Here is a 26379-nt window from a genome sequence, read left to right as displayed (position 1 = left end):
ATATTCCCTCACTTATACTTCAACTGAACGGCTAACTTTGTCTTCAACAGAGTTATCGTTTTGTTCGAAGTGGTAACGGCCTGTCTTCAAGCTACTTGGACCTTTACGTGCGAATTTCAGCATTAGGTAAACTTCTGCAATCAAGAACACTGTGTAAAGTGCCAGGATAGCGAATAGAGAAGTCCAAAGCTGTTCAATAGTCAGTGCTGATGCAGCAACGTTAACCGGTAGGATTTCACCAACCGCCCATGGTTGACGACCAAACTCAGCAACGAACCAACCTGCTTCAATCGCAATCCAAGGAAGTGGGATTGAGAATAGCGCAGCTTTAAGTACCCATGGTTTCTGTTCGATTTTCTGACGACACGTTTGAACAAACGCAGCACCGAATACAAACAGCATGATGAAGCCACAAGCAACCATCAGACGGAATGACCAGAATAGAGGCCAAACTGTTGGGATAGAATCATCCGCAGCCATTTGGATTTGGTCTTCAGTTGCATCAACAACGTCGTCTGTGTAGCGCTTAAGAAGCAAGCCGTAACCTAGGTCACCTTTCACTTCGTCGAACGCAGCCATGTTTTCTTCAGACTTATCGCCTGCACGTAGCTTTTCAAGCAGCTCGTACGCGTACATACCAGTACGGATACGATCAACGTGGTCATCACGTAGGTCACGTAGGCCCGTTACTTCAGTATCAAGCGAACGCGTTGCGATGATACCCATTACGTAAGGAATTTTAATTGCGTAGTCAGTATTCATTGTCTCTTGGTTTGGAATACCAAAAACAGTAAATGCGGCTGGTGCTTCTTCAGTGTGCCATTCCGCTTCTACAGCAGCGAGCTTCACTTTTTGAACTTCACCAAGCTCGTAACCAGATTCATCACCTAGTACGATTACTGACAAGATCGCCGCCATACCGAAAGACGCTGCAATCGCGAAAGAGCGACGAGCAAAGGCAAGGTCACGACCTTTAAGAATGTAGTATGAGCTGATACCAAGGATGAACATTGCACCCGTTGTGTAACCAGAAGCTACTGTGTGTACGAATTTAACTTGTGCTACTGGGTTTAGTACAACTTCAGCGAAGCTCACCATTTCCATACGCATAGTTTCAAAGTTAAATTCCGCACCCACTGGGTTTTGCATCCAGCCGTTTGCTACCAAGATCCAAAGCGCAGAGAAGTTAGAGCCAAGTGCTACTAACCAAGTTACCGCTAAGTGCTGACGCTTTGACAGTCTGTCCCAACCGAAGAAGAATAGGCCAACAAAAGTAGACTCTAGGAAGAATGCAACAAGCGCTTCGATAGCTAGCGGAGCACCAAAAATGTCGCCAACATAGTGAGAATAATAAGACCAGTTAGTACCAAACTGGAACTCCATGGTTAAGCCTGTCGCTACACCAAGAGCAAAGTTAATACCAAACAATTTACCCCAGAACTTGGTCATGTCCTTGTAAATTTGCTTGCCAGTCATTACATAAACTGACTCCATAATGGCAAGTAGAAATGCCATACCTAAAGTCAGTGGAACAAATAGGAAGTGATACATCGCTGTAAATGCAAACTGCAATCGCGACAGATCAACAACATCAATCATGGTAACTCCTTTGTGTCGGCTGAATGACACTTGTGTGATTATTCACCGCAAAAATCCATGTTAAAACAATTTATGTAATTGTTATTACAAGTTGAAATTTGTAGCAAAAACGTACCGTTATAGTTAGATTATTGTTAAGCATGAGCTAATATAGCTGGCGCTAATATTACTGGTAAAATCAGTATGTTTCAAAAGGTTTATGGGAGAACCCTGCGTTGATTTGTATCAAATTTATTCGAGCAAATTAGAGTTATTTTTGTACAATTATGATTAAAATCACACCAATTATGCTTGTCTTAATAACAGCGCATGATATCTGTGACAAATGCTCAGCACCGCCTCAACATCCGAATTACAACTACCTATAAAGTATTAACAAAAAATATGACAACTTATTTCATTTCCTGTTATCTAAATCAAACCTGAAATCAAAGTTTCCATTTTTGAAGCTCCCTTTTCGATCTTTTTATCGACTCGCTCAAAGAGTTGTTATTCAGTAAAAAGCAAAAAACCCAGCGCTTATGCAACTGGGATCTTTAAAAATGAATAATTTAACGATTGGAGGGTTTATCTATTCCAAAGTGTAAATACGCTCTGTCGGTCGCGATTCGACCTCTTGGCGTCCTTTGTAGGTAACCTTGTTGAATCAAGTAAGGTTCTAACACATCTTCAATAGTGTCTCTCTCTTCACCAATCGCGGCAGCCATGTTGTCGATACCTACCGGACCACCACCAAACTTCTCCATAATCGCCAGCAGAAGCTTTCTATCCATGTAGTCGAAACCTTTAGCATCGACATCCAACATGTTTAGCGCTTTGTCAGCAACCTCCGGACAAATATGCCCGTCGCCTTTTACTTCCGCATAATCACGAACACGGCGCAGTAGACGGTTAGCAATACGTGGCGTACCACGAGCTCGGCGAGCAACTTCTAGCGCCCCTTCGGACTCCATAGAAAGACCAAGGCAATCTGCACTGCGCTGAACGATGTTTTGTAGATCTTCAACCTTGTAGTACTCAAGACGCTGAGTAATACCAAAACGGTCACGTAACGGCGATGTCAGTGAGCCAGCACGAGTGGTTGCGCCAATCAAAGTAAAAGGAGGAAGGTCAATCTTGATAGAGCGTGCCGCTGGGCCTTCACCAATCATGATATCTAATTGGTAGTCTTCCATTGCAGGGTACAACACCTCTTCAACCACAGGGCTTAAACGGTGAATCTCATCAATGAACAGGACATCATTTTCTTCGAGATTGGTCAGTAACGCCGCTAGGTCGCCTGCTTTTTCTAGAACAGGGCCTGAAGTCGTACGAATGTTGACATCCATCTCATTGGCAACAATGTTCGCCAACGTGGTTTTACCCAAGCCTGGAGGGCCAAATATCAACAGATGGTCGAGCGCCTCGTTACGCAGTTGTGCCGCTTTGATGAAAATCTCCATCTGGCCACGAACGTGATCCTGACCTTGATAGTCAGCCAGTGCTTTAGGGCGTATTGCACGATCAATGACATCTTCATCTTTGAATACTGGGTTATCCGGTGCAATAAGGCGATCGGCTTCAATCATAAATTCTGCTATTCCTAACTATGCTCTTGTTGACTCTGCGCTTCTTGACTCTGTGTAAAGGCAAAGTGAATGAGTCTATTTTGTCGAACAAGTATATTGGGTATTAAACCATCGATTTCAGAGCTTCGCGAATCAACTGTTCGCTGGTCATGCCATCTTTAGCCACTTGAGAAACCACCTTGGAAGCTTGAGTCGGCTTGTAGCCTAATGCAAGTAGCGCACTTACCGCTTCTTCTTCCGCGTCGTGAACGGTTGGCATAGAATCAATCGGAGCTGCATCTGTCGCTGGAGTAAACAAGTCACCCGCGCCCCACCCTTTCAGGCGGTCTTTCATTTCAACAACCAGACGTTCAGCGGTTTTCTTACCCACACCCGGAAGTTTAACCAGCGTAGAGATATCTTCACGCTCAACACTCTGCACAAACTGGCTCGCAGTCATGCCTGAGAGGATGCCAAGGCCGAGCTTAGGACCAACACCATTTGCTTTGATGACTTCACGAAACAGCGCACGTTCTTTAACTGTATTGAATCCGTAAAGCAGTTGTGCATCTTCACGAACAACAAAGTGAGTGTAGATAATTGCCTCTTCGCCAACATTTGGTAATTCATAAAAACAGCTCATTGGCATTTGAACTTCATAGCCAACACCACTCACTTCGATTAGTAATTCTGGTGGCTGTTTTTCTATTAATGTACCGCGTAGACGTCCGATCACAATTCACTCTCTTGATGGAATATAATTTGAGGGACAGAATATAAAAGAACTGGATGCTTATCCAGTTCTTTGTGTTTATTAGGATGATTTATTTAAGCTTGCTTAGCTTGGGAAACCACGCTGTTTAAGCTTTCGACCAGTTCTTTTACTGAGGTGACATGCCCGGTCAGTTCAGAACCATAATTAGCGACTAAACTTGACACGGATTTGGTTTCTGCAACGCTCTGCGCCACTTCTGAACTGGCGAGATCGAGTTCTTTCAATGAGCTCATCTGCATCGCCATAATATTGGTGAGCTGATTAACATCGGTCGAGATGGTTTGCACCTCAGAGATAATGCCGTTCATTTCATTGGCCGTAGTTTCAATGATGGCTCTGCCATGTTCCACTTCTTCTTTACTTCGGTCTAATAAGGTTCGAATTTCTATCGCGGAATGGCTGCTTTTCGCCGATAGCTCTCTCACTTGGTCTGCAACTACCGCAAAACCTCGTCCTTGCTCACCGGCACGAGCCGCTTCTATAGCTGCATTGAGTGCTAATAGGTTGGTTTGCTCGGCAACCGAGGTAATCAAATCAGCGACTTTCATGATTTCTTGATTACTTTGAATGATCTGGCTGATTGCACTGGTTGAGGCTTCTAGTGATTCTGAGCTCTTTTGCGCTTTCATTCCGACCGCTTCGCTGCGCTCTTTTAGCTCACCCACAAATGAATTAGATTCTTCGATGCCTTGAGTCATTTGATGCAGTTGTTGGCTCATCTGTTCTGCTGCACTCGCCTGAGATTCGCAATTGATGTTCAACACTTCAACTTGAGCATGCAGGTCTTGAGACTGCTGATCTAAATGGACAGATACGCCCTGTAAGCTTTCAGAGTTTGAGTTAGCTTGGTCTAGGACAATAGAAAGTCGACCTTCACTTTGCGTCGCTTGATTGGCAATCTGTTGGCTTTCCGAGATCGCATCTTCTGCCATTTCAATCGCCACCTCTTTTTGCTTAGCGGTAAACGCTTGAGCAATGCAAATCACCACCAGCGGCATGATCACACCAGACCACGTTTCAACCACTACCGCTTCCGGAGTAAGTACTAACTGCGGAAATTCAAAGCCATCAAGATGAGCTGAAGTCATCACCAAAGAAACGCCAATCACTAACCCACTCCATACAAGGGCGACAATTCGAGTTCCCGACAAGAAAAAAGCGACCACTAACAACGGCACCCAATAAGCCTGTGTTGACGCCACCACACCACCGCTTTGGTAGATGATGTTCAAAGCGTGTACTGCCATCCCGACAAAACCAAAGTTAAGTGCAAGGCTGGGTTTACTGGTAACACGCAACAGCAGTGCGGAGATCAGTTCAAACACGATAAGGAATACAGATGTGGTGATCAGAAGTTGCTCTTCGTGCTTTGTCCATTTAATTAAGCTGTAGACACCCACAAAGAAGGCGATAAAGGTAAAGAGTAATAAGATATCGGCTTGTCTGACTTGGTTGTTACTCCACCCATTACTTTTGGGTAGAAACAACGCGCGCCACAGCTTGATAGGGTTCATCAGTGATCATCCTTGATTAACTTGTTAGACCTCTGACCAATGTTAATAACATGTTAAATGATGCGCAATGTTATTATTTGGTTTGTGTTCGAAAGATCTCATTTCATCAAGGATTTAGGGGCGTATTGTTTTGAACTGAGCCAAACGAGGCGTAAGGCTCATGTAATGCAAGCTATTAGAAAATAGAGGGATGGGATTAACGGTAGCGCCCTTTTCTCGCGCCTGTCGCTTTACCAGCAAGAGCTACCAAGGTTTTATTGGTGTTGGCGTGAGTGATCGCTACGCCTAGAGCATCGGCAGCATCGGCCTGTGGTTTAGCGGGTAACTTAAGCATGCTCATCACCATGTTCTGAACCATAGACTTGTCCGCACCACCATTACCCGTCACCGCTTGCTTAATTAAACGAGCCGCGTATTCATGAACAGGCAAATCCGCATTTACAGCCGCTACGATCGCGCTGCCCCTAGCTTGCCCAAGCTTAAGCGCTGAGTCTGCATTCTTAGCCATGAAGACCTGCTCTATCGCAAACACATCCGGTTGGAACTGAGTAATAATTTCGCTCACACCGGCGTAGATTTGTTTGAGTCGGCCCGGCAACTCTTTTTCTGAGGTGCGAATGCAACCACTCCCTAAGTAATATAGGTGGCGGCCATTTTGACGAATAACACCGTAACCGGTAATGCGTGAGCCAGGGTCAATCCCTAAGATAATAGACATAACTTCAAATACTGATTATTTATACATGCTTTATGAGCTTAGTATATCGAACGCAAAAAAAAATGCCCGTCAAATTAACGGGCATTTTATTGTTCTGCGAAAGAAAAAGTTCTATCAAAAACTAAGTTTTGTTGAAAGCTAAAGTGCTATCTAAGACTTAAGCTCTATCGAAAACTCACTGCTTGATTAGAAAGCTGAGCTTAATCGTTTGATTAGTCTTCTTTCTTAGCTAAGTTAACAGCGATTGCTAGCTCTTCCAGTGATGCTGGGTTTGCTAGGCTTGGCGCGTCTGTTAACAGACATGCTGCAGCTGTTGTTTTCGGAAATGCGATAACGTCACGGATGTTCTCAGTACCACAAAGCAGCATTGCTAGACGGTCAAGACCGAATGCTAGACCAGCGTGCGGTGGCGTGCCGTACTTAAGCGCTTCAAGTAGGAAGCCGAACTTCTCTTGTTGCTCTTGTGCTTCGATACCTAGGATACCAAATACCGCTGTTTGCATTTCTGCGTTGTGGATACGTACAGAACCGCCGCCTACTTCGTAGCCGTTGATTACCATGTCGTATGCATCAGAATTTGCTGCTGCTGGGTTCGCTTTTAGCTCTTCCGCGTTCACACCTAGTGGTGATGTGAATGGGTGGTGCATTGCGTGTAGGTTACCTTCGCCGTCTTCTTCGAACATTGGGAAGTCAACAACCCACAGTGGAGCCCATGCAGATGTGTCTGTTAGCTCTAGATCCGTACCTAGTTTAAGACGAAGTGCGCCCATTGCTTCAGCAACGATGCCCGCTTTGTCTGCGCCGAACAGAATGATATCGCCAGATTCAGCTTGAGTACGATCTAGAATACCGTTGATTACGTCTTCGCTTAGGAATTTAGCAACTGGAGATTGAATACCTTCCATGCCTGCAGCACGGTCGTTAACCTTCATCCAAGCTAGGCCTTTCGCGCCGTAGATGTTTACGTGTTCAGCGTAGCCGTCGATTTGCTTACGAGTTAGCTTAGCACCACCTGGAACACGGATAACTGCTACGCGACCTTTTTCGTCGTTAGCTGGGCCAGAGAATACCTTGAATTCAACATCTTTAACCAAGTCAGCAACGTCAACTAGCTCTAGTGGGTTACGTAGATCTGGCTTATCAGAACCGAAACGACGAATCGCTTCAGAGAAAGGCATTACTGGGAATTGACCTAGTTCAACATCTAGAAGTTCTTTCCACATATCGTGAACAAGCTTCTCAGTCACGTTACGTACTTCTTGAGAAGTCATGAAAGATGTTTCGATATCGATTTGAGTAAATTCAGGCTGACGGTCAGCACGTAAATCTTCATCACGGAAACATTTAACGATTTGGTAGTAACGGTCAAAACCAGACATCATCAGCAGTTGCTTGAAAAGCTGAGGAGATTGAGGAAGTGCGTAGAAGCTACCTTTGTGAACACGGCTTGGTACTAGGTAGTCACGAGCACCTTCTGGTGTCGCTTTCGTTAGTACTGGCGTTTCGATGTCTAGGAATAAGTTCTCATCTAGGAAACGACGAACGAAGCTAGAAGCACGTGCACGAAGCTTAATACGGTCGCTCATTTCTGGACGACGAAGATCGATGTAACGGTACTTAAGACGCTGCTCTTCAGAGTTCGTTTGGTTGAAGTCTAGTGGAAGCGCTTCTGAACGGTTAATGATCTCTAGACCCGTCGCGTAAAGTTCTACTTCACCAGTAGCCATGTCTTTATTTACTTGGCTGTCCGGACGAACTCGTACTTCACCAGTAAACTTGATACAGAATTCATTACGCAGTTGGTTAGCGATCGGGAAGATATCTTTCATATCTGGATCGACAACAACCTGAACGATGCCTTCACGATCACGCATATCAATAAAGATAAGACCGCCTAAATCACGGCGACGGTTTACCCAGCCGCACAATTCTACAGTTTGTCCCGCCAGGGACTTGTTCAGGTTACCACAGTAATGGGTACGCATAATGAATTTCCCAATCTCTTAATTATTTACTAATTTCCAAGCTGTCAGTGGTCATTCCACACAACAGAGCAAAGGAACATTTATACGCGGAAACTCGCTTAAAATCGACCTTCCACATTCGAATTTATTGTGTTTTATCTGGCTTTGCTGCTTTTTAGCCCATCAAGTGCGCAAAGATTCATCAAAACCGAAAAAATTGCGATAATTATATCTCGAAAGTACCTTAATCAGCAAAACTCTCGTAAAGTAGATTTTCGTTTCAACCCAAAAACTTTTTGTAATGACTGATGGCGTGATGGATAACGGTGTAATAGATGGATAATCGTGTAATAACAACAGAAACTTTACCTCTAAGACTTGGATTAACTATGTGGTCTCATTCTGAGTGGCAAAGTCAGTTCTACGGTAAAGGCACCAAGCCTGCCGAACGCTTGGAAAAATACACCCAAGTTTTCCATACCGTTGAGGGCAACACCACCTTTTACGCTACGCCAAGTATGTCTACCGTTCACAATTGGAAAGCCGCCAGTCACGATGATTTCAAGTTCACCTTCAAATTGCCCAAATTCATCACCCACCAGCAACAACTGAGACACTGCCAAGCCGAACTCAAAGAGTTCTTGATGACGATGTCGCCACTGCATGACCGTATTGGTCAATGGACGATTCAGCTGCCGCACAGTTTTGAGCCCAGCATGCTGCCTGCCCTACAAAAGTTTTGCACCTTATTCCCAAAAGATATGCAGCTTGGCGTCGAAGTTCGACACTTAGGTTTCTTTGATAAGGGCGATGCGGAAAAACGCTTCAACCAATGGCTGGTTGAGGAAGGCATCAATCGCATCATTATGGACAGCCGCCCCGTTTTCTCTGCGCCACCCACCACAGAAGCGGTGATCGATGCGCATCAGAAAAAACCGCGTGTTCCTGTTCATGCAATTGCTACCGCCAATAACCCGATGATTCGATTTATTGGTCACCCAGACCAAGAACCTAATATTGAGTTTTTTAAGCCTTGGTTTGCCAAAATCCCAAACTGGCTTAATGAAGGCAAGCAGCCCTATTTAATGATCCACACCCCAGACAATAACCACGCACCTGAACTTGCGATTGCTATTTATAAGAGGTTACAAAAGCAAGTCTCTGAAAATACATCATTATTACTGCCCGAACTGGCTCAGTTTCCAGCTCAAAAAGGCAATCACCAAATCTCGATGTTTTAACCTCTCACTTGTAAGTAGCTTCGAACCTTGAGCTAAATCTCAGTTTTCGTGACAGTGGCGTTTTTTTTACGTAAAATACGCCCCCTTTTATTTGGTACGAATTTTGTGCCAATTACGCTGACTGTCGAGAGAAAATGCTATGAGCAACACAGACAATATCTTTTCCGCTCCTATTGATAAAATTGGAGACTTCACCTTTGATGCAAGGGTTGCTGAAGTATTTCCGGATATGATTCAACGTTCAGTGCCTGGCTATAGCAATATCATCTCTGCAATCGGCATGCTGGCTGAGCGCTTTGTAAAGCCACACTCAAATATTTACGACCTTGGCTGCTCGCTTGGTGCTGCGACACTTTCTATGCGTCGTCACATTCAGCAAGAAGGCTGCACGATTTTCGCGATCGATAATTCAGAAGCCATGGTTGAGCGCTGCAAATTGCACGTTAATGCTTACCGCAGTGACACACCGGTAGAAGTGATTGAAGCCGACATCCGTGAAGTGGAAATCAAAGACGCTTCTGTTGTGGTGCTTAACTTTACGCTGCAATTTCTTTCTCCAGACGATCGATACGCTCTGCTTGAGAAAATTCATGCTGGCTTGCGCCCAGGCGGGATCTTAATCCTGTCAGAAAAATACGTATTCGAAGATGAAAGCTCAAATGAACTGCTTATCGACCTGCACCATGATTTCAAACGTGCTAACGGGTACAGCGAGCTAGAAGTAAGTCAGAAACGTAGCGCAATTGAAAACGTGATGCGCCCGGATTCGATCCCTGTTCACAGAGAGCGATTTGATAAGATTGGCTTCTCAAGCAGCGAAGTCTGGTTCCAATGTTTCAACTTTGGTTCAATGTTCGCGATAAAGTAAACATTTTAGATTACGTAACCGTCGCGACACCGTTAGCACGTACTAAAATGTCATCCTCAAGAGCGAGGAACAAACGAATTGGGGATCTCTTATCAAACACGATAAACGAGATTCCCTAGCATGTTTGTCCACACTCTTAATGGAGTGACAAATTTAATTTCTACACCACCAACTCAGTGAAAACCTATGTTTAATTTTGCCAATTTTTATCAACTTATTGCCCAAGATACTCGCCTTCAGCCGTGGCTAAATGTCCTGCCACAGCAACTGACCGATTGGCAAAATGCAGAGCACGGTGACTTTGACCGCTGGCTACGTGCACTAAACAAGATTCCACAAGACGTGCCAGATCAAGTTGACCTGAAAAATTCAGTGACGATTGGTAGTTCTACGCCATACCACACAGGCGAACTGAAAAAGCTAGAAAGCTTATTGAAGACTTTCCACCCGTGGAGAAAAGGTCCTTATACGGTTCACGACATCCATATCGATACAGAGTGGCGCAGTGACTGGAAATGGGATCGTGTGCTTCCACATATATCTCCATTAAAAAACCGTTCGGTTCTCGATGTAGGTTGTGGCAATGGTTACCACATGTGGCGCATGCTGGGTGAAGGTGCTCGCTTAACGGTTGGTATCGATCCTTCCCACCTATTCTTGGTTCAGTTTGAAGCAATTCGTAAGTTGATGGGCGATGACCAACGAGCTCACCTATTACCTCTAGGTATTGAGCAGCTCCCAAAGCTAGAAGCCTACGACACGGTATTCAGCATGGGCGTGCTTTACCATCGTCGTTCACCACTGGACCACTTGATTCAACTGAAAGACCAATTGGTGTCTGGCGGTGAACTGGTTCTTGAAACCTTGGTGATTGAAGGCGATGAGAACGCAGTATTAGTTCCGGTTGACCGTTACGCGCAAATGAGAAACGTCTACTTCTTCCCTTCAGCTCGCGCACTGAAACGCTGGCTAGAACAAGTTGGTTTTGAAGACGTACGAATCGTTGACGAAAATGTCACGACAATTGGTGAACAACGCACCACAGAATGGATGACACACAACTCTCTTCCAGATTACCTCGATCCGAACGATCCAATTAAAACGGTTGAAGGTCACCCTGCACCGAGACGTGCGATTCTGGTAGCAACAAAGCCATAGATTTACTGCCCACAAAGCAGTGGCATATTGAGTAAATAAAGCACAAGCCTATTAAGGCAGCAAAACAATTGCTTGCATGGTCAAAAAGCCACTGTTAATTTCGCGGTGAACCTTGCTTCCTTAGCTTAAGAATTGAACAAAAATTGACTTGTGTTTAATAAGTGAGCTATTCCAAATAGCAATAATTGGCGTAGCGCTCACATTGCGATTCAATATGACCAGACTCTTACAATAGGATGCTTCACGCATCCTTTTTTGTGGGCTAAACTTCTAAATAGTCTGAACTATTCTCTAATTCTCAAAGGTTTTTTTATGTTTAAGCGATTATCGCCTGTTGTGGCGGTTGGTTTGCTCTCTGGTTGTACTCTTACAAATGGTGCTACCTACCACCAAGAAACTCTCGACGCTATTTCCCGCTCAGAGACAAACATCGCAAATAAGGTTCAAAATCTTGAACTGCAACTAAGCAATCAAAGTGACTATATCGAAAGCTTAGAAGACGAAATTACTACCCTTTCTAGTCAATTAGATACCCATCTAACGAGCATGGAACACAAGGTTATTGAAGAGCTAGAGGAAGAGGAACCGGTCGCTATTGCCGTTGCTCCTATCGCTCCTATATCACAACCGACTATCCTTGGCGGCATCGAAAAAGTGTTTATCGACTCTATCAAGCAAAGCTTTGATGCTCGTGTTGATACAGGTGCAACCACCTCTTCTTTAAACGCTGTCGATATCAAAGAATTCGAACGTAACGGCAAGAACTGGGTTAAATTTCACCTAGACGACAAAGCCCAAGCTAAAGAAGACCAGAAATGGATTGAAGCGCCTGTTGTACGTTATGTAAAAATCCGTCAATCAACCAATGATCAAGCAGAACGTCGAGCTGTGATCGAATTATGGGTGAAAGTTGGAAAAATCCATGAAAAAGCGCAATTTACATTGGCGGATCGCTCTCAAATGAGTCACCCTGTGTTACTAGGGCGCGAATTTATCAAAGACATAGCGCTAGTAGATGTAAGTAAAAAGTACGTACAAACGGAAGTTAAATAACAATAGTAGGGTAAGCTATGACGTCAAGAATTCCATTTTATATCTCTATATTCCTGCTTATTGTGGCAGGTATAACACTGAGTATGTTCAGACATACGACCTACGGTGTACCTTGGACTCCAGGGGAAACCAGACAGGTTTGGGACGTTGAAGCTCGCATCGAGTTCAACGCAGTAGGCAAAGAAGCAAAAGTTTCCTTAGCGGCTCCTCATACTCAGTCTAACTACACACTTATCGGCGAATCGGCTTCATCGCCGGGTTACGGTATCTCTTACTTGAATACCGAATCAGGTCGCCGCGCAGAGTGGTCTATTCGATACGCAGATGGCCCTCAAACCATCTACTACAAAACACAATTCCTAGTCGACAACCAAGCAAAAGTTGATGCTATCGCACCAGAAGGTGAAGTCTCGCAACCAAGCTTCGACGGCCCTGAAGAAGCGGCTTCTCTTGCATTGATTGATAGAGCGACAAAACGTTCTGCAGACAATATCACTTTTACCCGTGAGCTCATCAAAACACTTAATGATCCAGACAGCCAAAACTCAGCGCTGATTCTGAACAACATGACCAAAGTGGAAGCGACACACAAGCTACTTTCAGCGGCGAAAATACACAACAAAGTGGTTGGTGTTATCGAGCTAGAAGATGGTCGTCGTCGTCAGTCGATTCAAAACATGATTCAGATCTGGGATAACGACGAGTGGGTTCTATTCTCTCCTGAATCAAGCGAACAACAAGTTCAACCAAACCTACTCATCTGGGACGAATCAAACGTTTCTCTACTGGATGTTGTTGGCGGTCAGAACAGTAAAGTTCACTTCTCTATGATTGCTCAAGAGGTTTCACCAACGGAAGCAACCAATAGTAAAGTCTCTGCTGATCAACTGTTAAACCTTTCAATTCACAGCCTACCGTTAGAAGAGCAAGCGATGTTTAAAACCATCATGCTGATTCCTATCGGTGCTCTGATTGTTGTGTTCCTACGTGTCATCATCGGCCTGAAAACGTCTGGTACGTTCATGCCAGTACTGATTGCGGTAGCCTTTGTACAAACACAACTGGTAACGGGTATTGTTGGCTTCCTGCTTATTGTAGGTACGGGTCTGATTATTCGAAGTTACTTGTCCAAACTCAACTTGCTCTTGGTAGCCAGGATATCCGCCGTAATCATCACGGTAATCATGATTATCTCTGTGTTTACTGTAGTCGCGTTTAAAGTGGGTCTGACTGAAGGTCTATCTATTACGTTCTTCCCTATGATTATCCTATCTTGGACTATCGAACGTATGTCTATCCTATGGGAAGAAGAAGGCGCGAAAGAAGTAATGCTGCAAGGTGGTGGTTCTCTATTCACTGCGGTTCTTGTTTACTTAGGCATGACTAACCCGTTCATTCAGCACTTAACGTTTAACTTTATTGGTTTACAACTTGTTATTCTAGCGACCATCTTGCTACTAGGTAACTACACAGGATACCGTCTAACCGAGCTTCGTCGCTTTAAACCGCTAGCGGAGGACTAAGTTATGTTTGATCAGTTTACTTCACCGTTTAGGTTGAAAGACAAAGGCATAATGGGAATGAACAAGCGTAACCATAGTTATATTGGTCGCTACAATGATCGTTCCAAGTATCCACTCGTTGATGACAAGCTTAAGACGAAGATCATTGCTGAACAGGCTGGTGCTACTGTACCAAAACTGATTGGCGTGATTGGTCATCAAGCTGAAGTAAAAACAATCCACAAGATGGTAAAAGAGTGGCCGGGTTTCGTAATCAAGCCAGCTCAAGGCAGTGGTGGTAAAGGTATCCTTGTTGTGACTTCTCACAAGGACGGCGTTTACACCAAGCCATCGGGTTCGACTATCAATGAAGAAGACGTAGAGCGCCACATCAGTAACGCTCTCGCGGGTCTTTTCTCACTTGGTGGTAAGAACGATGTTGCGGTAGTTGAAAACCTCATCAAGTTTGATGAGTGTTTTGATGGCTTCAGTTACGAAGGTGTGCCAGATGTACGAATCATCGTATTCAAGGGCTACCCTGTGATGGCGATGATGCGTTTATCTACTTCGGCTTCCGACGGTAAGGCTAACTTACACCAAGGCGCTGTAGGTGTAGGTATTTGTATTGCAACGGGTAAAGCCGTTCGTGCGGTTCAATTTGACCACCCAGTAACTCACCACCCAGATACGGGTAAAGAGTTGGCGCTACTTCAGGTACCACACTGGGAAAAACTGCTAACACTAGCTTCAAGCGCTTGGGAAATGACAGGTCTTGGTTACATGGGTACTGACATGGTTCTAGACCAAGAAGAAGGCCCAATGGTACTTGAGCTTAACGCACGTCCAGGTTTGGCTATCCAAATCGCGAACGGCGCAGGTTTATTGCCTCGATTGCACCATATTGAGAACCTTGGTACACCGGCTGAATACCCGAAACCAGCAGAGCGCGTTGCATACGCTGCCAAGCAATTCGGTGTTCACGGTAACGAGATTGTTCCAAACTAAGCGATTTGCTGACTAGGTCACTTGATACCTAATAGAGCTTATAAAAAAGGCCGCATAACTCTGAGAGTTACGCGGCTTTTTAGTATCTGCGGTTAAATTAGCGGATTAGGTTAAGTCTCTGTAGATTCAATTACAGGCTCTCGAATTGGATCAATCCGCACCGCCGCCACCTTAAACTCAGGGATCTTAGCGTGTGGATCGGTCGCTGTGGTCGTCAAACGGTTAACTGGTGATTCAACAAAATGGAATGGAATAAATACCACACCCTTTTGCATTCGTTTAGTCACAAAGGCCGCGATTTCGATTTCACCACGACGTGTTGAGACCTTAAGCATCTGACCATTCGAGATACCTAGCGCTTCAGCATCATGAACACTCACCATGGCACGCGGCCCTGCTAAGTTATCCAACCCTTTTGTTTTACGTGTCATGGTTCCGGTGTGGAACTGTTCTAGAATACGGCCTGTCGTTAATACTAACGGGTATTCCGCATCCGGTAGCTCAGCAGCGTATCTAAACGGAATCGCCTCCATTTGACCACGCCCACGCGTAAATTGGGTCTGGTGCATGATACGTGTGCCATCAGGGTTGTTCTTATTACTTGGCCATTGCACGCCGTTCACCGTAATGTTCTCCCAACGTAAACCACCATACTGTGGCGTGACACGCGCTATCTCATTGGTGATATCAGCAACCGAGTCATATTCCCAATTGCCGCCCATCGCATTAGCCAACATTTGGATAATCACCCAATCTTCTTTCGCTTCACCTGGAGGCAATACCGCCGGGTTAATACGCTGAACACGACGCTCGGTATTAGTAAAATGACCAGACTTCTCAGCAAACGAGCAAGACGGTAGCACCACATCGGCATATTGAGCGGTTTCGGTTAAGAAAATATCTTGAACCACGAGGAAATCTAACGCTTCAAGACCTTCAATCACATGCGCTTGGTTCGGGTCACTCAGCACTGGGTTCTCGCCCATTACGTACAGACCACGAACATCTCGATGACACGCTCCATCAATAATTTCGGTCAACGTTAAGCCTGTTTCAGCCGGTAGGTCAGAAACACCCCACTCCATCGCGAATTTTTGACGAACCATTGGGTTGTACACTTTCTGATAACCCGGAAGGTTATTTGGCAATGCGCCCATGTCACACGCACCCTGAACATTGGATTGACCACGTAATGGGTTGATACCGCCGCCTTCAATTCCGATATTGCCACACAAGAGCTGTAGGTTAGCGATTGATCGAACGTTATCGTGACCAGTGGTATGTTGCGTAATGCCCATCGAGTAGTACACCGCTGTACGCTCTGCAGTACCAATCAATCGCGCCATTGCGAAGATGTCTTCCGCTTTAACGCCAGTTACCAGCTCCACTTTGTCTAGTGAATAACTTGGTGACATTACCTCTTGAAGCAAGGTATCAAAGCCATCCACACGGTCTTCGATATACTCTTGGTCGTACCAACCGTGTTTGATGATTTGCTGCATCACACCATTGATCAACATTACATCAGTACCCGGTCGGTGCGCTAAATAAAGTTCAGCATGGTCAGCAATATCGATTCGTTTTGGATCGGCAACGATCAATCTCGCTCCACCATGTCTCACAGCTTGCTTGATATGCGAGCCAATAATTGGGTGTGCTGACGTGGTGTCGGAGCCAATAATAAAGATCACATCTGAGTGCTTGATGCTTGGAATATCATTGGTCATCGCCCCGCTACCTAGCGAAGCCTCTAAACCAGTAACAGTAGATGCGTGACAAAGGCGCGCACAGTGATCGACGTTATTGGTACCGAGTTCACGACGTATGAATTTTTGGAAGGCATAGTTATCTTCATTGGTGGTTTTCGCCGACGAGAACCCCGCTAAAGCGTTACTGCCAAAGCCTTGCTTAATCGCAGTAAACTTCTCGGCAATAAGCTTAACTGCCTCATCCCAACTTGCAGGTTGCAACCAGCCATCTTTACGAATTAATGGTGTGGTTAAACGCGCATCGCTGCCCACAAAATCGAAGCCAAATCGTCCCTTAACACACAACATGCCTTCATTAACCGGAGAGTCTCCGCCTTCGATATAGCGGATTTTGTTTTTCTGCTCATCGATATGCATGGTTAGCTTGCAGCCGACACCGCAATAGGTGCAGATGGTATCGACTTTCTTGAGTACGTCTGTGTCTCCCTGCTTTCTGTCGCGAGCATCCACCATTGCACCGGTTGGACACGCCTGAATACACGATCCACATTGAACGCAGTTTGAGTCGCCCATTAAGGTCTTATCTGCCCCAAAGTTAGGGCGACATTCAGGTCTTGATGCAGGTTTGCCATCCGATTGATTCATGAAGCTTAGAACGCCATGAACATTCTGTTCTCGACATGCTTGAATACACTGGCCACAACTAATACAGCGGTTGGCGTCAAAGATAATGAACTCAGAACTGTCATCGACCGAAAATTTTTGCCTTGTTAACCCGACCTTCGCTTCTTCAGCACGAATCGCCTGCCAACTCTCATTCGAAGCCACATCGATTTTGTACTCTGGATGCGTTTGCGTTGCTTTGTATTCGGTCGAGTAGTCTCGTAGGTCGCAATCGGTATTGGCTTGGCAGCCACACTCTAGACATCTTGCAGCTTCCGCTATTGCATCAGCATTCTCAAACCCTGTTTCTACTTCATCAAAGCTTTGTTCACGCTGCTCGGGCGTTAGTTCTGGCATGATCTTACGAGCCATGCGTTGTATCGACTGGTATTGCTCAGGATCCACCGCTTTGAGCTGTTTGTGCTTTCTTGAGTTAAACGGTTTGGCTGGAATATTGTCCATATCACCATGGAAGAAGCGATCGATCGCTTGTGCAGCAATACGCCCATCCCCCACCGCTTCGACTGCGGTTGCAGGGCCGCGTCGGAAATCACCAATACTGAAAATATTTCCGGTTCCGGTATGCATGGTTTGTGGATCAGCATCTGCGGTATTCCAACGAGTAAGAGGAATATCAATCGCTTCATTGTCCATAAAGCTCAGATCAGGCTTTTGCGACACGGCAGCAATAACCGTATCAAACGCTTCAACAAAGAACTCGCCAGTTGGTTTAGGGCTGCGGCGGCCTGAAGCATCAGCAGGACCCAAAGCCATTCGTTCTAATCGTATTTCTGATACATGACCATTTTCATCGGCTATGTTTTCTGCAGGGTTGGTTAAGAAGTGGAACTTCACACCCTCATGTTCAGCTTCTTCGATTTCGTAATCTTCTGCTGGCATCTCATCTCGAGTACGACGATAAATCAGCGTAGTATCCGCGCCATCACGCACCGCTGTTCGAGCGCAGTCAATCGCGGTATTTCCGCCACCAATTACTGCGACCTTTTTACCTGTGACATACTGCTGATCGGTCACGTAATCTTTCAGATAATCGACACCCAAATAACAACCGCCGAGTTCACTACCCGGGTAATTCATTTCAACCGCTTGTGATGCGCCAACGGCTAAACAAACCGCATCAAAATCGTTACTTAAATCAGACAGTGTAAAATCAACACCGAGTTTTTTACCGCACTCAACCACCATTCCGTTGCGACACATCAACTCGATTTCTTTATCTAGAATCGACTTAGGTAAGCGATATTCAGGGATACCGTAACGCAGCCAACCACCCGCTTTGGGCATCGACTCATAGACACTGACTTCATAGCCTTCGTTAGATAGGTAATAACCCGCCGTAAGCCCACCGGGGCCACTACCAACAATAGCAATGCTCTTGCCTTTATTTGGTTTCTTCGCTGGCATGTAGCTCTCTTGAGCCGCTAGATCCGCATCGGCAGCGTGTCGTTTGAGTTGGCGAATCGCAATGGATTCATCGACCAAGTTACGACGACATTCGGTTTCACAGAAAGCAGGACACACACGACCAATTGAAAGCGGCATTGGCAATGTCTTTTTGATCACTTCAATCGCTTTAATGTGATCATTTTGAGCAATATGGTGCAGGTAAGATTGGATGTCGACCCCAGCAGGACAGGCTGTTTGGCATGGCGCCTCACAGTCAGCGTAGTGATCGGTCATAATGCGATTCAACGCTTCTTGTCGATGATTCGTTAACTGTTTTGACTGAGTGGTAATATTCAACCCATTAGACACTTCAAGCTCACAAGAGCGAGTAACACCAACGCCATCAACTTCAACGACACACAAATCACACGGCACTTTATCCGCTGTTTTGTTCAAACCACATAAAGATGGGATCTCCAAACCACATGTTTTTGCCGCTTCAAGAACGGTTTGTCCTTGCTCGACGATTCGATATTTCCCATCAATCACGATTTGAATCATACCTAAGTCCTACCTTTACCTTTCGCACACGCGAGTTATCAACAATTAAAATTTAAGTAATACAATATTATTAATATTATTAAATCTATGTCATTACCATACATTATTTGTGGTTTTGTGCGTGTGACCTCAAACAAGTTCCATTGATAATAACCACAAGGTATGAGTGGTCTTATCAGTATCGACGAAAGGATTAAGCGGGAGGGGTTCTGCTGTAGAAGTAAGAAGTAAGAAGTAAGAAGTAAGAAGTAAGAAATTAGATTCAAGATACAAAAAAGCCCCTATTGATTAGGGGCTTTGTACAAATATCATTGAGTCGCTTTCGAGCTTATAACTCAGTTATCAAGCTTATTGCTCGGCTATCAAGGCTATGACTCGGCTATCAAGGTTATTGCTCAGCTTCTTCAATAAGCTCTTGAACTGGGGATGCCGGTTTGTTTTGAGCAAAACCGCGCAGGCCAACAACATGTACGTGCTCGTGATCTTTAAAGACCTTACGAACCAGTTTGTAGGTTGTGCCTTTCTCAGGGCTAATGTTCTCTGGTGCTGCAATCAAAAGTTGCATACCTAAACGGTCACACAGTTCGAACAAGGTAGAGATAGATTTCGCATCCAGACGAGCTGCTTCATCAAGGAACAACAAACGACATGGAACGATGTCTTTGCTACGAAGTCGACGAGACTCTTCTTCCCAGCTCTGAACAACCATCAGTAGGATAGACTGACCAGTACCGATCGCTTCACCCGTAGACAGTGCGCCCGATTCCGCTTGTAACCAACCGTCTGAACCACGGTTAACTTCAACACTTAATTCTAGGTAGTTGCGGTAATCCAGTAGCTCTTCACCTAGAACTTGTGGAGAACGTTGACCCATATCGATATGTGGGTTAACACGTTGGAACAACTTCGCCATCGCTTCTGAGAAGGTAAAGCGCGTTGATTCAAACAAGTCTTTGTGTTGCTCTTGTTGAGTTGCTAGCCCTGATAGCAAGATCTCGTGGCTTTCACGGATCTTAACGTTCAGACGTACGCCTTTAACCTGACCAAAGTAAATGTTAGACAAACCTTGGTTCAGCATTCGAATACGGTTCTGCTCGCGCTGAATCGTTTTCTTGATGATGCTTGCTACCGACTCAGAGCTGATCGCCAAGCGGTTTTCACGCTGCGTCAGTTCTTCTGTTAGTCGAGCTAGCTCAACTTCCATCTCTTCGATTGCTTCAACCGGATCATCCGTATGAATGATGTCTTGGCGAATACGCTCGCGAAGGTGTTGATAAACCGCAATGTAGAACAGAACCTTACGCTCTGGATGTGCGTTGTCTTCAGATAGACGCAGCGAATCACGTAGGTCGTCATTGTCAGCTACAGCTAGACGTAAAGCACCCAGTGATTTATCCGACATAGAACGAAGCTCGCCCGCCGTTAGGTAAGCCAGTTCACGCTTATGAAGACGACGTTCAACATCATTTTCACGAGCTAAGCGAAGTACTGAACACCAGCCTGCTTTTGCTGCAACAACGAAAGTACGAAGCTCTGTGTACTCTTTCTGAACTTTCTTAAGACGCTTAGCCAAGGCTTTCATCTCAAGTTCTGTTGACGTAATCGTTCGCTCGTATTCGCTCTTACGGCTGCGAGATGTGTGCAGACGTTCTTGAAGTTCATCACGACGACGTACAGCACGCTCTTCAGCGCCTTCGTCAGCGTTTACGCCGAACTCTTGTAGCTCTTGTTTGAACTCTTGAACCGTCTCTTGCTTCGCTTGATGTGAGCTCTTCAGTGCCGCCAATACTTGGTTGTATTGGTTCATCTGTTCGCGAGCTTGCTTCAAGCCATCACGGCCTTTGGTTCTTGCTTGCTCTGCTTGAACCAATTTCGCTTTTAATTGCTCGCTCAGTTCACTGCTCTTGTTTAGCAAATCAACAGAGTCCGCGTAAGCAAAGTAGTGACGACGCTCAATCAAATCAGACAGCGCGAACACTTTGCCTTTTAGGGTTTGTAGTGCGTAATCGGCTTGACGATATTCGGCTTCCAAGGCTTCGAACTGCTCTGGGTCAGCATCTAGTGCAGATACGATTTGCTCTAGAGAAGTAAGCGCTTTGCCATGACTATTCAAGTAAGACTTAGCTTCACTTAAACGCTCTAGTTGCGCTTCTAATTCAGCTAAGCGCTCAGCCAATGTTTCGTCTTCTAAAATACGAACCATAGGTGCTAATTTATCTAGCGCACCGAGTGCCTGCTTGCTTTGTAGAAGCTGGCTACGTTGCTGCTGCTCTTTAGAGTTAAGCTCAGCCAGAGAACGAACAATTTGATTACGCTTATCACGAATCGCAGCAAGTGCTTGTTCTGGGTCTGCGTTAAACGCAACGTGCAGGTGCTTCGCAACAAAGCTGTTGAATGCTTGATATAGGCGATTCAGCTTTTGAGAGTCAAACGCGGCTTTCGCGTGGTTCTCAACAACAACATCACGCTCTTCGCGCAATTTCTCTAGACGTTGTTCACGAGCCGCACGGCCAAACAGTGGGATCTCAGGGAAACGTGAGTAACGCATTTGGCGATCGTTCAGCTGAACACATACTGCGCCTTCAAGCTCATCGGCATTAAATGAACTGTCATCAAACGCATCGACATCGCCTTCTAGGATGTAAAGGTCTTCTGGACAATCATCAAGATCCACCAGCTTCTCTTTAATACCATCAAGATCAGAAACCACAATTGCGTGACGAGCTGGGCCGTACATCGCACTGAAGTACGGCGCATCACCAATAGTGATATCATCGTAGATCTCAGAAAGCAGCACGCCACCAAGCGTATCCGCTAGGCCTTTGAGGCGAGGATCGTTAGAACCACCTGGAGACGCTAAACGCTCAATTTCGTGCTCAAGTTCAGCTCGGCGCGTAGCCAACTGATCTTTTGCTACCGCTTGAGATTTCTCATCTTCAAGCACTTGTTGCATTTGAGTCATCACCGCTTGGCTATCTTCTAGCTCAGCGTCGGTTTGATCTCTTAATGCTTCAAGCGCATCGTTTGCCGTGATCCATGCTGGAGCAATAGACTCAAGTTTTTGAATCTCTTGATCGTGGTTTTGTTGTACACGACGTTGCTCACTCTTCGCTTCACGCAGCTCTTCTTGAGCGTACTCAAGAGACTCGATCTGCATAGCATGACGTTCACGTTCTTCATCGAAAACCGCTTCGTCAGTCAGTGAGATGTTGTGTTGCTTTTGGTATTCAGTCGCTAGCTCTTTTGCTTGACGCTGCTGAGCCACATCACGAGCCATATCGCGGTGTTGAGCACGCCACTGCTGTTCATTTTCAACAACGTGTTTTGCGTTACGGCCTTTTTCTAAAGCTTGCTTAGCGCTGCTAGACGCTTCTTTACGCTCAACGTCACCGATAATACTTTTAACAAGAGCGAGCGCTTTGTCGAACTGTGCAGAAGCAGCAGAAGACATGTCTAGTTTATGCTTCGTCGACAGTAGCGTTTGAGTGCTTGATTCTTCTTGTGCTTTTAGCTCTGAAACCAGAGTTAGTGCGCTTTCTGCCGTAATAGATTCATCACCAAGCAACTGCTTAGTTTTCTCTAATGCTTGAACCGCTTGCTGGTATTGAAGTGCACGCGTTTGCTGAACATCCAACGCTTGTTGGTAGTCAGCAAGCTGAGTTTTCAGGCTATCCACTTCTTCTTCAGTGATGGTTGCCTGCTCTTCAGCAAGAAGTACTCGCTCTTGAGCTTCTTCAACCACCATCATTTGCTCTTCTAGACGCTCGTTAAGCTCTTCTAGATCTTCGCTGTAGCGGGCAATTTTCTCTTGCTGACGAAGTGCAGTTTGAACTAATTGCAGATGATCCGAAGCCGCTTGGTAATCTTGCTCTAGTGCTGATTCTTGATCGACAAGTAACTCTAGTTCTTCTTGAACGCGGTTCAACAAGTTGTTTTGATCAAGCAAGGTTTCACGAGAACCAAACAGCTCACCACGGAACTTCATGGTTTGATCAAGCTTGTTGCGACGATCGTTAGCATGGCGCATGTAATCTGCTGCCACGTAGTTCGTAGATTCAGTGATCAAGTGCTTAAACAAATCACGATCCGACTGAGTCGTTTTGATCGCTTCTAGCGTCATACGGTTTTCGCGTAGTGCTGATTCCATGTCTTGGAACGCTTTCTTCACACCACCATTTTGCGGTAACAGGTAATCACGCAGAGAACGCGTAATCGCACTTGAGATACCACCGTAAAGTGATGCTTCAATTAGGCGGTAGAACTTAGAACGGTCGCTGCTGTTACGCAGTTTCTTCGGTACCACACCGTATTCAAACATCTGTGAGTGGTAATCAACAATCGAAGAGAAGGCTTTAAAATGCGCGCCTTCGTATTGTGCAACCGCCGCTTTCACGTCGTTCAACTGACATACGCGAGCGTGGCTGTCTGAAACGTTCTGAATCAACACATCCGTTGGTTTCACATGGCTTGGAAGGCCTTGAATAACGAACGGTTTGATGTCGACTTTCTTATCACGACCCGCAACTTGCTGCAGTTTTACTGCAAACAATAGACGTTGATTACGAGAGTTCACAACATCTAGCGCGGCATAACATGCGCCTGGCTGAAGCTTACCGTAAAGGCCTTTATCACGAGATGACTGCGAGCTACCCGCTTCCGTTGTGTTACGGAAATGCAGAAGGCTTTGGTCAGGGATCAGTGCTGTGATGAATGCCGCCATTGTGGTCGACTTACCCGCACCGTTACCGCCAGAAAGCGTTGTAACCAATCCATCAATATCAAAAGTACGCGCAAAGAAGCCGTTCCAGTTGACCATGGTTAATGATTGATACTTACCTCTTTCAATCATGCTTCACCTTCTACTTTTGTTTGTTCGCCAGCATTTGACTCAAGGTCAAAGTCAGCTTGATCGTTAAAAATGTCTTGTTGACCGTTTTCGTCTACGTCTGCATCTACTTCTGATGTGGCTTCCGCTTGTTCTTCATTCAACAAGCTACCTTGGTTAGGCTCTTGGGTATGCACCACAGCTTCACCATCACGGATAAGACGTAACTGCGCTTCTTTCATATCATCGCCAACACGAACGTCAGCGCCAAAACGGAATACCGCTTCGCTGATACGGAACTTGCCCGTTTCACCAATCGCAATCAACATACCGATACGGCGTAAGCGACGTAGAGAAGTACGTACTTTTTCGAACAGCTTTTTTTTATCTAGGTCAGAACCAGACGCACGGTTGGTTGCTAGCTTCATGAGTTTTTTCTCATCCGCTAACGACATCAACTCATCAAACAGTTCTTGGTTGGTGAAGATACCTTCATGAGCAAGACGTTCTGGGCTTAGGTATAAGAAACACAACACCTTGCCAACCAACATGTCGAGCTCAGACAACACACTACGACCAATCAGAGACGTAGAACGCGGACGCAGGTAATAGAAACCTTCCGGCGCTTTTACCAATTCCGTATTGTAGCGTTGATAGAAATGCTGAAGCTCAACTTCAAAATCAGACAGCAACGCGTGGTTATCTAGGTCTTCTGTTGAAACATGCTTACCTGAACGCAGCATGCTATCTAGCGCAGGGAACAGTGGGTTCGCTATCGCTTTTACCAGTTTCTCTGGCATGTAATCATCAGTACTTGTTAATGACATTTGCTTGTACCTTTGCACCGAAATCGTTAATTGCCTGCCAATCTGGCTGAATAGCCTGATAGTCAGACTCTGAGTAACCTAAGCGCACGGCTTGGTCGACAACAATTCTGGCTAAATCAAAATGGTGTGTGCGAGGGTGTGCAGCGAGGTAATCGCGTAACACAAGGCCAAGATCAATTGGCGCGCCTTGCTGTTTGTGAGCTTTTAACATCTCTGCAATTCGATCTGAAAGCAGGTCATTTACTTGCTCAAATTCTTCGTACTCTACGTCGATTGGTGCTTGTCCCATCACTTCGTCATCACGAAGCACGAGCGCTTCATCACGAAGATCCGTCAGCTTCTCAGCATCGGCGTAGGTCAATAACCAAGGCGCATCAAAGTAGTCAGTGACTGACTGACGCAAGCGCTGGCTAAAGGCGCGGTTTTTATCCATATCAATCGCGGTACGGATGAACTTGTGAACATGGCGGTCGTAGCCGATCCATAAATCGATGGCTTGTTGGCCCCAACTGGTGATTCGGTCTAGCTTCATCTGCAAGCCGAACAGGGTTTCGCCAACGAACTCGAGTTCATCGTCACCGTAAACAATTTCTTGAATATCGAGGATCTGTGTTTGCAGTTCATCCCCCGCCGCTTGCAAGGTGTCTTGCAATTCTTTTAGTGTGGACGAGGTTTCTGAAAGCAAGGTTTCACAGTTGTTAATCGCCTCTCGCCAATCCTTGTTTAAAAGGTCGGCAATTTGCTGTTTAACGGTTTGCTGCTGCTCATCCATAACACGTTGGTTAAGATCAATCTGATCGAAAATTTCACCAACAGAATACTTGAGCACGCCGTAAACATTCTTTCTCCAATGTCCTGGAGTTCCGCCTTTTTGTGCTGCTTCAATGGCTTTTGCCATCTCATCGGCAACCATAGAAAGCTGGATAGACAGTTTCAACTTAGAGAACTGACGGTGGCGTAAATAATAATCTGAAATACCAATCGCCAATGGTGATAAGCGATAAATACTCGCACCATCGGTGATTTCGCTGGTAAAGCGGCTAATCAACTTCTGTTTAACTAACTCGTTGATGGCATTGTTGGCACGAAACGCGGACGCTTCGCCAGTATCTTCAAACAGTCGAGTGACGATGGTAAATGCATCGTGCAGTTCACCCTCGCCCAACTCTTCATCGAACCTTTCATTGCTTAGTACTGCGATAGCAATCAAAAATGCTAAGCGCTCTGGTGGCAAGTTTAATGAAAAATCATGCTGCTTGACCCAGCCCACCAACTCATCAATTGGCTGCTCTTCGGCAGTTTGAGTCATTTCACTCATTGTGGTTCCTGTTACTGTTCTTCGTCATATCGAATGTATTAGATATGACGCCTATTTCTTTATGACGCGGGCTTCTTACGATTGCATAGCGCATGTTGTGGCTTCTTTTACCACATTCACCGCTG

General features: G+C 45.5%; 16 protein-coding genes. 6 read left to right on the top strand and 10 right to left on the bottom strand.

The annotated features are described in order from the left end of the window. Positions 1–12 precede the first annotated feature (12 nt). The 6 genes from cydA to aspS all read right to left on the bottom strand — a co-directional run bounded on the left by cydA (position 13) and on the right by aspS (position 8138). Positions 13–1599 carry a cytochrome ubiquinol oxidase subunit I gene (gene cydA / locus AB6E52_RS05015; RefSeq protein WP_017062077.1) on the bottom strand — a complete coding sequence of 529 codons (1587 nt, stop codon included), beginning with the start codon at positions 1597–1599 and terminating at the stop codon, positions 13–15. 551 nt (positions 1600–2150) lie between these two features. Beyond that, positions 2151–3167, bottom strand: a complete 1017-nt coding sequence (gene ruvB, locus AB6E52_RS05010; protein WP_017062078.1) for a Holliday junction branch migration DNA helicase RuvB — start codon at positions 3165–3167, stop codon at positions 2151–2153. Positions 3168–3270: 103 nt separating this feature from the next. Then, a complete protein-coding gene (gene ruvA / locus AB6E52_RS05005; protein ID WP_017062079.1) occupies positions 3271–3882 on the bottom strand; it encodes a Holliday junction branch migration protein RuvA in 612 nt (203 codons plus the stop codon). 92 nt (positions 3883–3974) lie between these two features. Continuing rightward, positions 3975–5435, bottom strand: coding sequence for a methyl-accepting chemotaxis protein (locus AB6E52_RS05000; RefSeq protein WP_102319668.1), 1461 nt, complete (start codon positions 5433–5435; stop codon positions 3975–3977). Between the two features lie 196 nt (positions 5436–5631). Beyond that, a complete protein-coding gene (gene ruvC / locus AB6E52_RS04995; RefSeq protein WP_004736470.1) occupies positions 5632–6153 on the bottom strand; it encodes a crossover junction endodeoxyribonuclease RuvC in 522 nt (173 codons plus the stop codon). 212 nt (positions 6154–6365) lie between these two features. Next, the gene (gene aspS, locus AB6E52_RS04990) at positions 6366–8138 is read right to left on the bottom strand and encodes an aspartate--tRNA ligase (protein WP_017072253.1); all 1773 of its coding nucleotides are present in this window, start codon (positions 8136–8138) and stop codon (positions 6366–6368) included. A 314-nt stretch (positions 8139–8452) separates the two neighbouring features. On the opposite strand from aspS, the gene AB6E52_RS04985 reads away from it, so the two are divergent. The 6 genes from AB6E52_RS04985 to AB6E52_RS04960 all read left to right on the top strand — a co-directional run bounded on the left by AB6E52_RS04985 (position 8453) and on the right by AB6E52_RS04960 (position 14944). Then, entirely contained in the window at positions 8453–9358 is a 906-nt protein-coding gene (locus AB6E52_RS04985) for a DUF72 domain-containing protein (protein WP_029235140.1), read from the top strand. A gap of 139 nt (positions 9359–9497) precedes the next feature. Beyond that, positions 9498–10226, top strand: a complete 729-nt coding sequence (cmoA, locus tag AB6E52_RS04980; protein WP_017062083.1) for a carboxy-S-adenosyl-L-methionine synthase CmoA — start codon at positions 9498–9500, stop codon at positions 10224–10226. Positions 10227–10412: 186 nt separating this feature from the next. Continuing rightward, a complete protein-coding gene (cmoB, locus tag AB6E52_RS04975; RefSeq protein ID WP_102319669.1) occupies positions 10413–11384 on the top strand; it encodes a tRNA 5-methoxyuridine(34)/uridine 5-oxyacetic acid(34) synthase CmoB in 972 nt (323 codons plus the stop codon). Positions 11385–11696: 312 nt separating this feature from the next. Beyond that, complete coding sequence (locus tag AB6E52_RS04970; RefSeq protein WP_102319670.1) at positions 11697–12437, top strand: ATP-dependent zinc protease; 741 nt, start codon at positions 11697–11699, stop codon at positions 12435–12437. A gap of 17 nt (positions 12438–12454) precedes the next feature. Next, positions 12455–13960, top strand: coding sequence for an inactive transglutaminase family protein (locus AB6E52_RS04965; protein ID WP_029235905.1), 1506 nt, complete (start codon positions 12455–12457; stop codon positions 13958–13960). Positions 13961–13963: 3 nt separating this feature from the next. Continuing rightward, entirely contained in the window at positions 13964–14944 is a 981-nt protein-coding gene (locus AB6E52_RS04960; RefSeq protein WP_026084277.1) for an alpha-L-glutamate ligase-like protein, read from the top strand. Between the two features lie 110 nt (positions 14945–15054). Here the strand turns inward: AB6E52_RS04960 and fdhF are convergent, their stop codons facing one another. From fdhF to mukF, 4 genes are all read right to left on the bottom strand, one after another. After that, the gene (fdhF, locus tag AB6E52_RS04955; protein ID WP_102319671.1) at positions 15055–19284 is read right to left on the bottom strand and encodes a formate dehydrogenase subunit alpha; all 4230 of its coding nucleotides are present in this window, start codon (positions 19282–19284) and stop codon (positions 15055–15057) included. 388 nt (positions 19285–19672) lie between these two features. Then, positions 19673–24133, bottom strand: a complete 4461-nt coding sequence (gene mukB, locus AB6E52_RS04950) for a chromosome partition protein MukB (RefSeq protein WP_102319672.1) — start codon at positions 24131–24133, stop codon at positions 19673–19675. Next, on the bottom strand, positions 24130–24936 hold the full coding sequence (gene mukE, locus AB6E52_RS04945; protein WP_102319673.1) for a chromosome partition protein MukE: 807 nt from the start codon (positions 24934–24936) through the stop codon (positions 24130–24132). The genes mukB and mukE overlap by 4 nt, the downstream gene beginning before the upstream one ends. After that, positions 24917–26254: a chromosome partition protein MukF gene (gene mukF, locus AB6E52_RS04940; RefSeq protein ID WP_017055049.1), complete on the bottom strand. Its 1338-nt coding sequence runs from the start codon at positions 26252–26254 to the stop codon at positions 24917–24919. Before mukF ends, mukE begins: the two co-directional genes overlap by 20 nt. Positions 26255–26379: the final 125 nt, after the last annotated feature.

The sequence above is a fragment of the Vibrio sp. 10N.247.311.13 genome, assembly GCF_041467595.1.
Taxonomy (GTDB): Bacteria; Pseudomonadota; Gammaproteobacteria; order Enterobacterales; family Vibrionaceae; genus Vibrio; species Vibrio crassostreae_C.
The sequence above is the reverse complement of the archived record's forward strand: the minus strand, read 5'-3'. Positions and strand labels throughout refer to the sequence as shown.